At 37.7% G+C, this 14,557-nt stretch carries 13 protein-coding genes; 12 read left to right on the forward strand and 1 reads right to left on the reverse strand.

Features of this window, described 5'->3' with window-relative positions:
- Window positions 1-615 precede the first annotated feature (615 nt).
- Complete coding sequence (locus ACFIK7_RS01000) at window positions 616-2,505, reverse strand: peptidyl-prolyl cis-trans isomerase (protein WP_375662771.1); 1,890 nt, start codon at window positions 2,503-2,505, stop codon at window positions 616-618.
- 154 nt (window positions 2,506-2,659) lie between these two features.
- Between ACFIK7_RS01000 and tpiA the strand changes: the two genes are divergently transcribed.
- The 12 genes from tpiA to ACFIK7_RS01060 all read left to right on the forward strand — a co-directional run bounded on the left by tpiA (window position 2,660) and on the right by ACFIK7_RS01060 (window position 14,510).
- Window positions 2,660-3,424, forward strand: coding sequence for a triose-phosphate isomerase (gene tpiA, locus ACFIK7_RS01005; RefSeq protein WP_375631362.1), 765 nt, complete (start codon window positions 2,660-2,662; stop codon window positions 3,422-3,424).
- An 82-nt stretch (window positions 3,425-3,506) separates the two neighbouring features.
- Window positions 3,507-3,959, forward strand: a complete 453-nt coding sequence (gene secG, locus ACFIK7_RS01010; protein WP_273791139.1) for a preprotein translocase subunit SecG — start codon at window positions 3,507-3,509, stop codon at window positions 3,957-3,959.
- A 127-nt stretch (window positions 3,960-4,086) separates the two neighbouring features.
- On the forward strand, window positions 4,087-5,715 hold the full coding sequence (locus ACFIK7_RS01015; RefSeq protein WP_273791140.1) for a CTP synthase: 1,629 nt from the start codon (window positions 4,087-4,089) through the stop codon (window positions 5,713-5,715).
- Window positions 5,716-5,751: 36 nt separating this feature from the next.
- Window positions 5,752-6,588 carry a 3-deoxy-8-phosphooctulonate synthase gene (gene kdsA, locus ACFIK7_RS01020; protein ID WP_273791141.1) on the forward strand — a complete coding sequence of 279 codons (837 nt, stop codon included), beginning with the start codon at window positions 5,752-5,754 and terminating at the stop codon, window positions 6,586-6,588.
- Window positions 6,589-6,659: 71 nt separating this feature from the next.
- Window positions 6,660-7,946, forward strand: coding sequence for a phosphopyruvate hydratase (gene eno / locus ACFIK7_RS01025; protein WP_375631360.1), 1,287 nt, complete (start codon window positions 6,660-6,662; stop codon window positions 7,944-7,946).
- Window positions 7,947-8,038: 92 nt separating this feature from the next.
- On the forward strand, window positions 8,039-8,446 hold the full coding sequence (locus ACFIK7_RS01030) for a TM2 domain-containing protein (RefSeq protein ID WP_375631359.1): 408 nt from the start codon (window positions 8,039-8,041) through the stop codon (window positions 8,444-8,446).
- A 382-nt stretch (window positions 8,447-8,828) separates the two neighbouring features.
- Window positions 8,829-9,260, forward strand: a complete 432-nt coding sequence (locus ACFIK7_RS01035) for a TM2 domain-containing protein (RefSeq protein WP_375643078.1) — start codon at window positions 8,829-8,831, stop codon at window positions 9,258-9,260.
- 383 nt (window positions 9,261-9,643) lie between these two features.
- Window positions 9,644-10,096 (forward strand): TM2 domain-containing protein, encoded by a 453-nt coding sequence (locus tag ACFIK7_RS01040; RefSeq protein ID WP_375660883.1) that lies wholly within the window; start codon window positions 9,644-9,646, stop codon window positions 10,094-10,096.
- Between the two features lie 183 nt (window positions 10,097-10,279).
- Window positions 10,280-10,591, forward strand: a complete 312-nt coding sequence (locus ACFIK7_RS01045; protein WP_012754998.1) for a septum formation initiator family protein — start codon at window positions 10,280-10,282, stop codon at window positions 10,589-10,591.
- Between the two features lie 136 nt (window positions 10,592-10,727).
- Window positions 10,728-11,768, forward strand: coding sequence for a pyruvate dehydrogenase (acetyl-transferring) E1 component subunit alpha (gene pdhA, locus ACFIK7_RS01050; RefSeq protein WP_273791144.1), 1,041 nt, complete (start codon window positions 10,728-10,730; stop codon window positions 11,766-11,768).
- Window positions 11,769-11,784: 16 nt separating this feature from the next.
- Window positions 11,785-13,152, forward strand: a complete 1,368-nt coding sequence (locus ACFIK7_RS01055; protein WP_375662772.1) for a pyruvate dehydrogenase complex E1 component subunit beta — start codon at window positions 11,785-11,787, stop codon at window positions 13,150-13,152.
- A gap of 14 nt (window positions 13,153-13,166) precedes the next feature.
- Window positions 13,167-14,510 carry a pyruvate dehydrogenase complex dihydrolipoamide acetyltransferase gene (locus ACFIK7_RS01060; protein ID WP_375662773.1) on the forward strand — a complete coding sequence of 448 codons (1,344 nt, stop codon included), beginning with the start codon at window positions 13,167-13,169 and terminating at the stop codon, window positions 14,508-14,510.
- The last annotated feature ends 47 nt before the right edge of the window (window positions 14,511-14,557 follow it).

A 14,557-nucleotide genomic window follows, 5' to 3' on the forward strand; every position in this document is an offset into this window, starting at 1 on the left:
TTGTAGCTCATTTGCAAATGAAATAAAATTTCTATTTTATGAGAGAAGTTATCTTAGCAGTCTATAAGTCTATAAAAAACTCTTATTTTTGAGAAATTATAACATCATAATTGATGGCTGTTATGATTTATGAATATATTGATTTATAATGATAATTCGTTTTTTCTCATATTGAATGAGAGTCTTGAATAGAAAAAGATTTCTCCATTTTTATAATGAATTTTAAAAATAGTTTTTTTGTATATTATAAGTTTGGTGTGTAAATGAAATCATTTAAGGAAGAAGAAATATGCTCCTTATGACTGATATTAAGAGTAGTAATATGATGAGCTATAAATGAGTGACGATAGGGATGATATTTATAGCTTAATGGGCGACAACCTTTACAACCTTTGGATGAATAATGTTTTTTAATGCGTTGCAAAAACGACTCTACATTCCATTGACTATTTTCTCGCAAATCCATACATGCACTGATTTGCGAGAGAATGAATCATTATACAAATGTTTGATCCTAAGATATGCAAACAAGAGATCTATCTTACCTCTTCAACTATAGACGAAGAGCTGACGGAAACTTTATCAAATAAGTTCTTTAAATTATGTAAAATCTTTTTATTGGAGAGCGTTAAAGATCTGATTATAATTTGTGCTATTAATTTCCAAAGGATGTTCTTTATTGGCAACTTGTAGCATTTCTAGCTTGAGATCTTCTCTTATCATCATATCTATATTGGTGCGGACTTCAGTTGAAAGAGTATGAGACGTGATATCTTTAGGCATGGTTACAGTCTTTATTTGATAAATGATACGGTTTGTTGCAACCGGACCTTTTATGATGCCATAATGACCTTTGGGAGCGGAAAATAATGCTTTAATGCCTTCAACGCCAAGGGTTTCAGATGAGTATTGACGCCGGAGGGTTGGTGTTGTTTGTTTTGTAACACCAAGGGTATGAGCAAGAGCAACAAGACTTTTTCCTTCCGTGAGCTGTTTGAGAGCATTTTGGGCTTTTTCATCAAGAAGACGTTGGATTTCCTCATTTTTCCATTGAGAAAGAACATCTAGCTTAGCCTCTTCAAGTGTCTTATCACGGGCAGGAATAATTTTATCGACCTTGTACCAGAGATATCCACCATTTTGAAAAGAGAGAGGATCAAGATCGACTCCTTCGTTTGATTGATAGATGGCATTCAGTAAAATATCTTTTTGAGGTAAATCCGTGAGTATTGCACCTTCAAGCGTTTTTCCTGTTTTATCAATGGTAATTGTGCGCAAAGATAACTTGTATTGGTCAGCTAACTCTTTGAGAGAAGCACCCTCAAAACGAGCATTTTCAATGGCTGCATAATTGTTACGGATATCATCAGTAGCACGATTTTTGGCAAGTGTTTGGCGAATATTTTCTTCTACACTTTCAAAAGGAAGAGAGCTTGAGGGTTCAATATGCGTGACGCGAATGATAACAGGTCCTTGTAAGTCATTTATCACAGAACTGACTTGGCCTTGTTGAAGTTCAAAAATTTCAGATGTCAGATGATTAGGAAGTTCATTTTCTGCGAGAGGCCCTTTTTTTATTTCATTAAGAGTCTTTTTTTCAGCTTTTACCAGTTCATCAAAACTCAATCCATCAGCTATTTTTTTTGCTGCATTATCGGCTTCTTCGCGTGAGGGGAATCGCAGTTCTTCGAATGTACGCTTTTCAGGCGTTACAAAACGTGAAGCATTTTGTGTATAATAGGCTTTCGCCTCATCTGTTGAGATATCTTGAGGTTTTACAAAATCATTAAGTTCCATAGATAGCAAAGAGACAGTGCGGTATTCTGGAGCACGAAATTGACTTTGATGTGTTTCAAACCATTTTTGTAATGTTGCGTAATCAGGATCAGCAATTGTTTTCTTTTCTTTTAGATCAATAACAAGATAATCAGCAATACGCATTTCTTCTTGATAAAGAGCAAGTGCTTTATAAAAGAGATTTGGTGCCTTCATATCAGAAAGTAAAGCAGCAATAAGCTGATTACGCTTTTCTTGTTTGGTGTAATAATTAAGAAAAGCACTTTCACTAATACGTAAATGCTGAAGATAGTTATAAAACAAGTTTTTATCAAAAGTGCCATTTACCTGGAACATCTTATCAGAACCAATCGTATGAGCTATTGTATCTTTTGAAAGACTTATTTTCATTTTACGTGCTTGTTCATCAAGCAGTACATTTTGTTGTAATTGATTAAATACAAAAGCAGGAATTTGGTATTGCTGCATTTCATTTGCTGTAAACATTCGTCCAAGATGAGCTGCATATGCTAAACGTGCGCTTTGATCGGCGAGTGCAAGACGATAATCATCGACAGTTACTGTGGACTTTCCAGATGTAATAAGATCTCTTTCACTTTTTTTGTGTAAGTGCGGTACCCCCCATAAAAGAATGAAGCATAAGAGTAAAATAGCAAGGAAAATTCTAAAAATCCAAGAATTTGTAGCACTTCTTATGATGTCAAGCATTGTTCAAGTCCATTTTTAATGTGAGTTATTATCAAAGCTGTAATGGAATTTGCAATAAAGAGATGAAAGATGCAAGCTTTAAAGACTTGCTTTCATTTTATAATTTGGTAACTACAGATAAACAATGTATTGTAAGAGCTCTTGAGGTGAAAATATGTCTCAAAATATTCGGCCTTTTCTTGCTGGAAATTGGAAAATGAATGGAACGAGTGAATCGCTTGGAGAGTTGCGTGCTATTGCTACAGGCGTTAGCTCTGATCTAGGTCATCTTTTTGAGGCGCTTATTTGTGTTCCAGCAACGCTTTTATCGCGTGCTTCTAATACGCTGAATGGTGAAAATCTCCTTTTAGGAGGACAAAATTGTCACTTTGATGATCATGGTCCCTATACTGGAGATATTTCAGCTTTTATGCTTAAAGAAGCGGGAGCAAGTCATGTTATTATTGGGCATTCAGAACGTCGTACAGTTTACCAAGAAAATGATGCGATTGTCTGTGCCAAAGTACAAGCTGCGTGGCGAGCAGGTCTTGTGGCTCTTGTGTGTATTGGTGAAACATTGGAGGAGCGTAAGAATAATAAAGTACTGGATATTCTCACGCAGCAGCTTGAAGAATCTTTACCAGATGATGCAACAGAAGAGAATACCATTATCGCTTATGAACCAGTTTGGGCGATAGGCACCGGCAATACAGCGACTCCAGAAGATATTGCAAAAGTACATCATTTCATTCGTGATAAGGTGCGCTCTCGTTTTGGTGATGAAGGCAATAAGATTCGTTTGCTTTATGGTGGATCCGTAAAGCCATCCAATGCATTTGAACTTTTAAGCATTGCTCATGTTAATGGTGCTTTGATAGGTGGAGCAAGCTTAAAAGCGATTGATTTTTTAACTATTTGCGATGTTTGTCGTAAACTATAGCAGAGAAATTTGAGTTTCCCCTTGGATTGTGCGTTATTTATGTGTAAATAGCTATTAAAGAGTTATTTGAAGAGCAGGGTTTATGCAAACAGTACTTATAGTTATTCATTTTTTGATTGTGATTACTTTGGTTGGTGTTATATTAATTCAACCTTCAGAAGGTGGTGGGCTAGGTGTGAGTAATAGCTCAGGGTTGATGAAAACTCGTGGATCTCGAAACCCTTTAACACGTTTGACTGCTATTTTAGCCTGTTGTTTTTTTGTTGTGTCTATTGGACTTACCGTGGTGGGTAATATATCAAATTCTAGTTCTGATATCTTAAAGCGTATACCGGTTAATTCAGAACAGAATTCTACCGATAAAGGCTCAGGCTCAGTTCCATCATCAAATGATGAGTCTTCCCCTTCTGTTCTTGAACAGCTAGGAGGCACTTCGAATTCTCCGCAGGAACAGAAACAGTCCACAAATCCTGAAGCAGAAAGTCCAGTTCCACAGGTTCTTGAAAACACAGTTCCGGATAACAGTACAAAATAGTTTTTTAAGAAAATATAGACTTTTTAAAAAGGTGATTTTTTCACCTTTTTTATTTTAGAAGAAAAATTGTTTCTTTTTGCATTTTTTGCTGGAAAAATCATTATAAATTGCTTATCACCATAAGCCCATGGCACGTTATGTTTTTATTACTGGTGGTGTGGTTTCTTCCCTTGGAAAAGGCATCGCAGCGGCGGCGTTAGCAGCGTTATTACAGGCTCGTGGTTATCGCGTACGTCTTCGCAAACTTGATCCTTATTTAAATGTTGATCCAGGTACGATGTCACCTTATCAACATGGTGAAGTATTTGTGACCGATGATGGTGCAGAAACGGATCTTGATCTTGGTCATTATGAGCGTTTTACTGGGCGTTCTGCAAATAGCCAAGATAGTATTACAACAGGGCGTATTTATCGCAATATCATTGAACGAGAGCGGCGTGGTGATTATTTGGGGGCAACAGTCCAAGTTATTCCTCATGTTACGGATGAAATTAAGAGATTCATTACGATGGGAAATGAAGAATTTGATTTTGTTTTATGTGAGATAGGTGGAACGGTTGGTGATATTGAAGCAATGCCTTTTCTAGAAGCGATTCGTCAGCTTCGCAATGAGCTACCGAGACAAAATGTCGTTTATGTCCATCTCACATTAATGCCTTATATTCCTTCAGCAGGTGAATTAAAAACGAAACCAACACAACATTCTGTCAAAGAATTGCAAGCAGTTGGTATTTCTCCTGATATTTTGCTTGTACGTGCAGATAGATCTATTCCAGAAACAGAACGGTGCAAATTATCACTTTTTTGCAATGTTCGCTCCAATGCAGTCATTCAGGCATTAGATATGCCAACGATTTATGATGTTCCTATGGCATACCATAAGGAAGGTTTGGACTCTGAAGTTCTTTGCGCTTTTGGAATCGATTCGGCACCTTCCCCCAAGATGGATCGTTGGGAGGATATTACGCATCGTATTCACAATCCTGAAGGAGAAGTCACGATTGCTATTGTAGGAAAATATACGGGCTTAAAGGATGCTTATAAATCTCTTATTGAAGCGATTGCGCATGGTGGTTTAGCGAATAGAGTGAAAGTTAATATTGAGTGGATTGATTCGGAACTTTTTGAAAAAGAAGATTCTGTTTCAGCTTTACAAAAAGCCCATGGAATTTTGGTTCCAGGTGCTTTTGGGGCACGTGGGGCAGAAGGGAAGATTCGAGCAATTCAATTTGCACGAGAGCGTAAAGTTCCATTTTTAGGGATTTGTTTTGGGATGCAATTAGCTTGTATAGAAGCAGCGCGCAATATTGCACAGATTGAGAATGCTTCATCAAGTGAGTTTTGCGAAACAGACAATCCAATTGTAGGTTTAATGACAGAATGGCTTAAAGGAGACGTCCTTGAAAAACGTACAAGAAATGGTGATCTCGGCGGTTCGATGCGCCTTGGTGCTTTTGCTGCTGAATTAAAAGAAGAGAGTCATATTGCTCAAATTTATGGGATGACCAAGATTGTCGAGCGACATCGTCATCGTTATGAGGTTAATATTGATTATAAGGATAAGTTAGAACAGTGTGGTTTGATTTTTTCTGGGATGTCTCCTGATGGTATTTTACCAGAAACGATAGAATATGTAGATCATCCATGGTTTATTGGTGTTCAATATCATCCAGAATTAAAATCCCGTCCTTTTGATCCACATCCGCTTTTTTCTTCTTTTATTGAAGCTGCTGTAGAACAAAGTCGATTAGTTTAATGCATAAATTGGGTTACTTTGCTTTTGAGGGATAAAATGACTAAACCAAATGCCCGTGTGAAAGTTGGAAATATGATTTTTTCAAATGAAATGCCTCTTTCATTAATTGCAGGGCCGTGTCAGATGGAAAGTCGTGATCATGCTTTTGAAATGGCTGGTCGTATTAAAACAATTACCGATCAGCTTGGTATCGGGTTTGTTTATAAATCAAGTTACGATAAAGCCAACAGAACCTCTTTGGGGGCGGCACGTGGTATTGGTCTTGAAAAAGCAATGTCCATTTTTTCTGATTTAAAAAAAGAGTTTAATTGTCCCATATTAACTGATGTGCATACAGAAGAGCAATGTACAATTGTTTCTTCTACAGTTGATATTTTACAAATACCGGCTTTTTTATGTCGTCAAACAGATCTTTTGGTAGCAGCCGCCAAAACAGAATGTGTTATTAACATTAAAAAAGGTCAGTTTTTAGCGCCGTGGGACATGGAGAATGTTTTAAAAAAGGTTGTTTACAGTGGTAATCCGAATGTTATGCTTTGTGAGCGAGGCACGTCATTTGGTTACAACCGACTTATTTCTGATATGCGTTCGTTGCCTATTTTACGTTCATTTGGTGCTCCTGTTATTTTTGATGCAACGCATTCTGTTCAAGAACCTGGGGGGCAGGGGGCTTCATCTGGTGGGCAGCGTCAATTTGTTGAAATTTTAGCGCGTGCAGCTGTCTCTGTTGGGGTAGCTGGTATTTTTTTAGAAACACATCAAGATCCAGATAATGCACCTTCTGATGGACCCAATATGGTTAAAGTTGATGATTTACAAAGATTGCTTGAGACTTTAATGGAATTTGATTATCTGTCAAAAAAGTTGAGTTGAGAAGAGAAGAAATATTTCATTAATAGGGCATTATAAATGAATCGAGACTTTTATTGGATAAGGAAACACATATGACTATAATTGTCGATATCATTGGGCGTGAAGTTCTTGATAGCCGTGGTAATCCAACGGTAGAAGTTGATGTTCATTTGGAGAATGGAGCTTTTGGTCGCGCTCTGGTTCCTTCGGGAGCTTCAACAGGAGCACACGAGGCTATAGAGCTTCGTGATGGTGGTTTGCGCTATCAAGGGAAAGGTGTTGAAAAAGCGGTTGCTGCAGTTAATGGCGAAATTCTTGAAGAACTTGGTGGGCGGGATGCAACAAATCAAATTGCTATTGATCAAGCAATGATTGCTTTGGATGGAACGCCAAACAAAGCCCGTCTTGGTGCCAATGCACTTCTTGGTGTTTCATTAGCTGTTGCAAAAGCAGCTGCGGATTCATTAAATTTACCTTTGTATCGTTATATTGGTGGTACACAAGCGCATATTCTTCCAACCCCCATGATGAATATTATTAATGGTGGCGTTCATGCTGATAATTTGATTGATTTTCAAGAGTTTATGATTATCCCTATAGGAGCTCCTACTGTAAGAGAAGCTATCCGTTATGGCGCTGAGATTTTCCATGCATTGAAAAAGCGTTTAAAAGATGCGGGTTATAATACCAATGTTGGTGATGAAGGTGGTTTTGCACCTCAATTTAAAAGTGCTGATCAAGCAATTGATTTTATTATGGAATCTATCATGATATGTGGCTATAAACCAGGTGAACAAATTGCCATTGGTTTAGACTGTGCTTCAACCGAATTTTATAAAAATGGTTCGTATTTTTATAAAGGTGAGGGGAAATGCCGAGACATCCAAGAGCAGGTAGATTATTTAGCACATCTTGTGAAAAATTATCCTATTATTACAATTGAAGATGGAATGGCAGAGGATGATTGGGAAGGTTGGAAGTTACTCACTGACACAATTGGAGAAAAATGTCAGCTTGTTGGCGATGATTTGTTTGTAACGAATTCAGCACGTTTGCGTGATGGTATCAAAATGGGGGTAGGCAATTCTATTCTCATAAAAGTTAATCAAATTGGTACATTGAGTGAAACACTTGATGCTGTAGAAGTAGCACATAAAGCAGGTTATCGTGCCATTATATCTCATCGTTCAGGCGAAACAGAGGATTCTTTCATTGCAGATCTTGCGGTTGCAACGAATTGTGGACAAATTAAAACAGGTTCTCTTGCACGTTCGGATAGATTAGCCAAATACAATCAACTTATTCGTATTGAAGAAATGCTAGGAGCCCAAGCGCGTTATGCTGGTGATTTAGTGTATAGTTCTGAGCACAAAATATGAAAGTATAAGATCATTTAGATTATGAAATTGAGATTTCTTATCAAAGGCATATACGCAATAATTTTTAAGTGTTTAAATTTATAGGGATTAAGATGAGAGGTATAATTATTAGTCAAGATCAAGGAACGTATCTCGTTGCTGGTGATGATGGTAAACGTTATCAGTTTGCGACTTGGGATTGGTTGGGAAAGAATCCACCAAGGATTGGTAATGCTGTTGATTTTGTCTGTGAAGGGGGGGTTGTCAGTTCTGTTTTTCCATTGTTGAGATCAGGTACAGAGAACACAAAGATAATGTTCGCACTGCTTTGTTGGGTTGCAGGTATCTTTGGTGTCCATCGCTTTATGGTTGGTAAAGTTAGGACTGGTGCTTTAATGCTAGTTCTATCTTTATCATTGTTTGGATTGATAATTACCGGCATTTGGGCAATTGTTGATTTTATAGTCATTCTTGGTGGAAGATTTACGGATAAAGATGGAAATCAGATTACAGATTTGTGAAAATCTTATAATAAAAAAAGGTAATTTAGCTCGCTTTTTATTTTTATAAATATATTAAGTTACATCATGCGAAATTATTGTACTACATTTATTTAATATGAGATATTAAAAAACATGTACAGCTAAGTAAACGTATTGAAAAAGACAATGCTATTTTATATGGGTAAAGCAAAGATATAAATCAACTAAAGCATGTTTTTTGTTACTGCTTATAGCAGGGGGAAATATTAGATTATTGGGGAGTTACGAACTATTTTAATTTCATGTTTATCATGGTGAGTACGAATTGTATTTACACCGTGAGGTTAATCCGCATATTGTCGAATTAGAAATAATCTCTTTATGAATAACACATGAGGAGCAGCTTTATAGGTGGGCAAGAATGAAAGGTAAGATTATTGGTCAGGATCAAGGAGATTATTTTGTTTCAGGGGCTGACGGTAAGCGTTATCAATTTACGAGTTGGGATTGGTTAGGAAAAAAAACACCAAAAGTGGGTGATACCGTTGATTTTGTATATGAAGATAATGTTGTTAAATCTGTTCTCCCTCTCGTGAGTAAAACTCAGTCAGAAAAATCAAGATTGGCGATAGCACTTGTTTGTTGGTTTTTTGGATGGTTGGGAATTCATCGCTTTATGGCAGGTAAAGTTGGAACGGGTATTGTAATGCTTCTTATAAGCCTACTAAGTATACCATTTACTTTTGGGGTAGGGATACTTTTAGTAACTGGTCCTTGGTCATTCATTGATTTTATAGTTATTTTATCCGGATATTTTAGGGATGAAAATGGGGATAAAATTATAAATTGGTAGAAATTTTAGAATAATATAAAAAGTAAAGAGTGAGGCACTTTCTTTACTTTTAATGTTGTCAATATATTAATTTAATAATGTAAATTATTTTAATATATGTCTTTAAATGTGAAATATTAAAGAAAATTATGAATATTTAAATAAAACTATTGAAAAAGACTGTACTATTTCATATGAAAAAAGCAAAGGTGCAAATCGAACAGCGTGCTTTGTATTACCACTTGTAATTGCGGGAATTTTAAGTTGTTGGGGAATTTTTAGCTTTTTAAATTGTCATATATCACGGTGAATACAGACTGTATTCATGCTGTGAGGTTTATTCAACATATTATCATATTAGAAGAAAAGCTTCTTTATGAATAACAATTTTATAGGTGGTGAAGATGAAAGGTAAGATTATTGGTCATGATCAAGGAGATTATTTCATTTCAGGGGCTGATGGTAAGCGCTATCAGTTTGCGAATTGGGATTGGTCAGGAAAAACGCCGCCGAAAGTTGGTGACGTCGTTGATTTTGTGTGTGAAGGGGATACCATTAAATCTATTTTCCCTATCTCAACTGAAGGTCAGTCACAGCAATCAAAAGTGACGTTAGCGGTCGTTTGTTTTTTTCTAGGTGGACTAGGAATTCATCGTTTTATGGTTGGTAAAGTTGGAACTGGTATTGCAATACTTCTTATAAATATAATAAGTGTAATAAGTATAATAAGTATAATATTTATGCCGGTAGGGCTTATAGGAATTTTTTTGATAATTACACCTTGGGTATTGATTGATTTTATAGTCATTTTAACAGGAAGTTTTAAGGACAAAGATGGGTGTAAAATCACAACTTAGAGGATATCCAATATTTATAATATAAAAAGTGGGGCATTCAGCTTACTTTGATCGTATTAAGGGGGGGGATAAATTGAAATAACAAATTATTTTGGTGTAGATTTGGTAATGAGGTATTAATCAAAATCATGCATAGTTGGGCAAAATATCAAGAAATTTGTGCTGTAAAGACTGTGCTATTTTATGTGGACAAAGCAGAAACGTCGATCAATCAAAGTACGCTTTGTACTACCTCTTATGACGGTGGGAGTCTTAAGCTATTTCAGTTATCACATTTATCATGGTGAGTATGGATTGTATTCACGCAGTGAAGTTAATCAGCATATTAGCGAATTAGAAAAGGAGCTTCATAAAATAGAAGCTGAGCGGATATTCATGGAAAAGCGTATTTCTCTTTTACGCAATGGGCATATAGAAAAAGATATGTTGGATGAGTATGTCCGAAAGAATTTGAACTTTTCTAAGCCAAATGAACTGACAATCTTAATACCTTGAAATTGATACTAAAGGTAAATGAAAAATCGCTTAATTTAAACAACAATCAGCAATGATATTGTTTAAGCCGATTGATAAGGCTTGTAACTTTTGTTCGTAAAGGTTATTCCTAAATAATCATAAAAGGGAGTTTAATATGGCAGAACGACTTAAAAAAAATTCTGCGTCGGCGGCGCGCACTGCATTATCAAGCACCACAAAGAAAGCACCAATAGCAGATTTTACAAAAGAAGAAGAAATTGATGCTTATCGTGAAATGCTTTTAATTCGCCGTTTTGAAGAAAAAGCAGGACAACTTTATGGTATGGGGCTTATTGGGGGATTTTGTCACCTTTATATTGGTCAGGAAGCCGTTGTTATAGGAACATTGAAAGCGGCAAAAGAAGGTGATCAGGTTATTACGTCTTACCGTGATCATGGTCATATGTTAGCGGTTGGGATGAGTCCGCGTGGTGTCATGGCAGAATTAACGGGGCGCCAAGGTGGCTTTTCCAAAGGGAAAGGTGGCTCGATGCATATGTTCTCTAAAGAAAAGAACTTTTATGGAGGACATGGTATTGTTGGTGCGCAGGTTCCAATTGGTTCAGGTTTGGCATTTTCGAATCAGTACCTTGGTAAAGATAATGTGACATTGGTTTATTTTGGTGATGGTGCTGCAAATCAGGGGCAGGTTTACGAGAGTTTTAATATGGCTTCACTTTGGAAGCTTCCCGTTGTTTATATTATTGAAAACAATCAGTATGCTATGGGAACGTCAGTTTCACGTGCATCTGCAGAAACTGATTTTTCCCGACGTGGTCTTTCTTTTGAAATTCCAGGTATTGTTGTTGACGGTATGGATGTTCGATCAGTAAAAGGAGCTGCTGATGAAGCAATTTCTTGGGCACGCTCAGGTAAAGGACCGATCATTCTTGATATGCAGACCTATCGCTATCGTGGTCATTCCATGTCTGACCCAGCAAAATATCGTTCAAAGGAAGAAGTCCAAAAAATAAAAGAGGAGCACGATCCGATTGATCAAGTAAAAAGTCGGATTCTTAAAAAAAATTGGGCGAGCGAAGACGATTTAAAATCTATTGAGAAAGAGGTCCGTGCAATTGTTGCTGATGCGGTAGATTTTGCACAAAGTGATCAAGAGCCAGATGCTTCTGAGCTCTATACTGATATTTTAGTTTGATGCGAGGGAAGCAAGTATGTCTATTGATATTTTGATGCCGGCGCTTTCACCAACTATGGAAGAAGGTAAACTGTCTAAATGGCTCAAGAAAGAAGGTGATAAGGTTAGCTCTGGCGATGTTATTGCTGAAATTGAAACGGATAAGGCTACAATGGAAGTAGAGGCCGTTGATGAAGGTACTCTTGGTAAAATTTTTGTGCCTGAAGGTTCAGAAGGCGTAAGGGTTAACACTGTTATTGCAATTTTGTTAGAAGAAGGTGAGCGTGCTGAGGATATTTCGCAACCTACTGATATAGCACAAAAACCTAAGGAATCTGCTCTTTCTCTGCCATTGTCAGTTCCGCAGGCTGCTCCTACTTTTGATACATCTCTTAATTTTGATATTCCAGCGGGAACACAAATGGTTACAATGACAGTTCGTGAAGCGCTTAATCAGGCTTTGGCTGAAGAAATGCGGCGTGATGAAACAGTTTTTCTTATGGGGGAAGAAGTCGCGCAATATCAAGGTGCCTATAAGGTTAGTCAGGGTTTGTTGGAAGAGTTCGGGGAACGCCGAGTTATTGATACCCCAATTACAGAGCACGGCTTTGCTGGGCTGGCTGTTGGGGCTGCTTTTGGTGGGTTACGTCCTATTGTCGAGTTTATGACCTTTAATTTTGCGATGCAGGCGATGGACCAAATTATTAACTCAGCAGCCAAAACACGTTATATGTCTGGTGGACAAATGACCGCTCCTATGGTTTTCCGAGGTCCCAATGGTGCGGCTGCCCGTGTTGGTGCTCAACATTCTCAATGCTATGCTGCATGGTATAGTCATGTACCAGGTCTGAAAGTTGTCATGCCTTATAGTGCTGCAGATGCAAAAGGTTTGCTGAAAGCTGCTATTCGTGATGATAATCCTGTTATTTTCCTTGAAAATGAGATTTTGTATGGGCATCAATTTGATGTTCCTCAACTGGATGATTTTCTTTTGCCTATTGGTAAGGCGCGTATTCATAAGTCTGGACAAGATGTGACGATTGTTGCATGTGGAATTGGGATGCATTATGCTGTTCAAGCGTTACCAGAAATTGAAAAACTTGGTATTGATGTTGAATTGATTGATTTACGAACCATTCGCCCTATGGATCTTCCAACAATTCTTTCGTCAGTTAAAAAAACAGGTCGTTTGGTAACAATTGAAGAGGGATTTCCTCAGTCATCCGTGGGAACTGAAATAGCAACGCGTGTTATGCAGCAGGCTTTTGACTATCTTGATGCGCCAATTGCTACGATTTCTGGCAAAGATGTTCCGATGCCTTATGCCGCTAATCTTGAGAAGTTGGCTTTGCCTAATACTGCTGAAATTATTGAGGCCGTTAAGGCTGTGACATACAGAGCATAACGGAGGAAAGCATAATGCCCATTAAAATTACAATGCCAGCGCTTTCCCCTACGATGGAAGAGGGAAATTTAACAAAATGGAATATTAAGGAGGGAGATAAGGTTTCCTCTGGTGATGTTATTGCTGAAATTGAGACGGATAAAGCGACAATGGAAGTCGAAGCCGTTGATGAAGGCAGGGTTGCTAAAATTGTTGTTCCTGCTGGAACACAAGGCGTTAAAGTAAATGCTTTAATTGTTGTTTTAGCAGAAGAAGGTGAAGATTTAGCTGAAGCTGCAAAAGTTACAGAAGAAATCTCTTCTTCTACAAGACAAGAATCAGAGGGCATCAAACAGACAGATTCTCTGAAACAGACGGACTCAAAGGGAATAAAAATGTCTCATGAATCATCAACTGGGCAATTAATACAGCAAGATAAAAAAGAATCTCGTCTTTTTGCCTCTCCCTTAGCGCGGCGATTAGCATCTCAGGCAGGTCTTGATTTATCCCTTATTTCTGGAAGTGGTCCGCATGGGCGTATTATTAAGCGCGATGTGGAAAAAGCTGTGAGCAGCGATATTTCTAAAGTGTCTTATTCATCACAGATAGGGGAGCTAACAGCTACAGGTGCTTCAGACAAACAGATATTGAAACTCTTCAAAGAGGATGAATATAGCTTCGTTCCCCATAATAATATGCGTAAAACAATCGCGACACGTTTGGTGGAATCAAAACAGAAAGTCCCACATTTCTATGTAACGGTAGATTGTGAACTTGATGCGCTATTAGCACTGCGTACACAACTGAATGCTGCTGCACCAATGGTTAAAAGGCAAGAAGAAACTCAGCCTACTTATAAGCTTTCTGTTAATGATATGGTGATCAAAGCTGTCGCACTTTCTTTGAAAGCGGTTCCTGATGCGAATGTCTCTTGGCTTGAAGGTGGGATGATTCATCATAAACATTGTGATGTTGGGGTTGCTGTTTCCATTCCCAATGGATTAATTACACCGATTATTCGCCATGCAGAGGAAAAGCCGTTATCACTTATTTCCAAAGAGATGAAGGATTTTGCAAAGCGTGCGCGCGAGGGCAAGTTAAAAATGGAAGAATATCAGGGTGGAACAACAGCTGTATCAAATATGGGGATGTATGGTATAAAAAGTTTTTCTGCTATTCTTAATCCACCGCATGCGACGATTTTTGCGATTGGAGCAGGGGAGCAGCGCGCCGTTGTTAAAAATGATGCATTAGTCGTTGCGACAGTTATGTCAGTTACGATTTCTGCTGATCATCGTGCTGTCGATGGTGCTTTAGCAGCAGAGATCGCGCGGACTTTTAAGAAGATGATTGAAAATCCATTAGCAATGTTGGTTTGAACTGTTTAACAGTTCTTCACGTAAATTGTGAGAGAGTGTATTAAGAG

The sequence above is a fragment of the Bartonella sp. CL266QHHD genome (assembly GCF_042195355.1).
Taxonomy (GTDB): domain Bacteria; phylum Pseudomonadota; class Alphaproteobacteria; order Rhizobiales; family Rhizobiaceae; genus Bartonella.

Bases quoted from the DNA above. Each gene is read 5' to 3' on its own strand.
- ACFIK7_RS01060 (WP_375662773.1), top strand. From the start codon at position 13,167: ATGCCCATTAAAATTACAATGCCAGCGCTTTCCCCTACGATGGAAGAG.
- ACFIK7_RS01045 (WP_012754998.1), top strand. From the start codon at position 10,280: ATGTGGACAAAGCAGAAACGTCGATCAATCAAAGTACGCTTTGTACTA.
- kdsA (WP_273791141.1), top strand. From the start codon at position 5,752: ATGACTAAACCAAATGCCCGTGTGAAAGTTGGAAATATGATTTTTTCA.
- ACFIK7_RS01015 (WP_273791140.1), top strand. From the start codon at position 4,087: ATGGCACGTTATGTTTTTATTACTGGTGGTGTGGTTTCTTCCCTTGGA.
- eno (WP_375631360.1), top strand. From the start codon at position 6,660: ATGACTATAATTGTCGATATCATTGGGCGTGAAGTTCTTGATAGCCGT.
- secG (WP_273791139.1), top strand. From the start codon at position 3,507: ATGCAAACAGTACTTATAGTTATTCATTTTTTGATTGTGATTACTTTG.
- pdhA (WP_273791144.1), top strand. From the start codon at position 10,728: ATGGCAGAACGACTTAAAAAAAATTCTGCGTCGGCGGCGCGCACTGCA.
- tpiA (WP_375631362.1), top strand. From the start codon at position 2,660: ATGTCTCAAAATATTCGGCCTTTTCTTGCTGGAAATTGGAAAATGAAT.
- ACFIK7_RS01000 (WP_375662771.1), bottom strand. From the start codon at position 2,505: ATGCTTGACATCATAAGAAGTGCTACAAATTCTTGGATTTTTAGAATT.
- ACFIK7_RS01035 (WP_375643078.1), top strand. From the start codon at position 8,829: ATGAAAGGTAAGATTATTGGTCAGGATCAAGGAGATTATTTTGTTTCA.
- ACFIK7_RS01030 (WP_375631359.1), top strand. From the start codon at position 8,039: ATGAGAGGTATAATTATTAGTCAAGATCAAGGAACGTATCTCGTTGCT.
- ACFIK7_RS01055 (WP_375662772.1), top strand. From the start codon at position 11,785: ATGTCTATTGATATTTTGATGCCGGCGCTTTCACCAACTATGGAAGAA.
- ACFIK7_RS01040 (WP_375660883.1), top strand. From the start codon at position 9,644: ATGAAAGGTAAGATTATTGGTCATGATCAAGGAGATTATTTCATTTCA.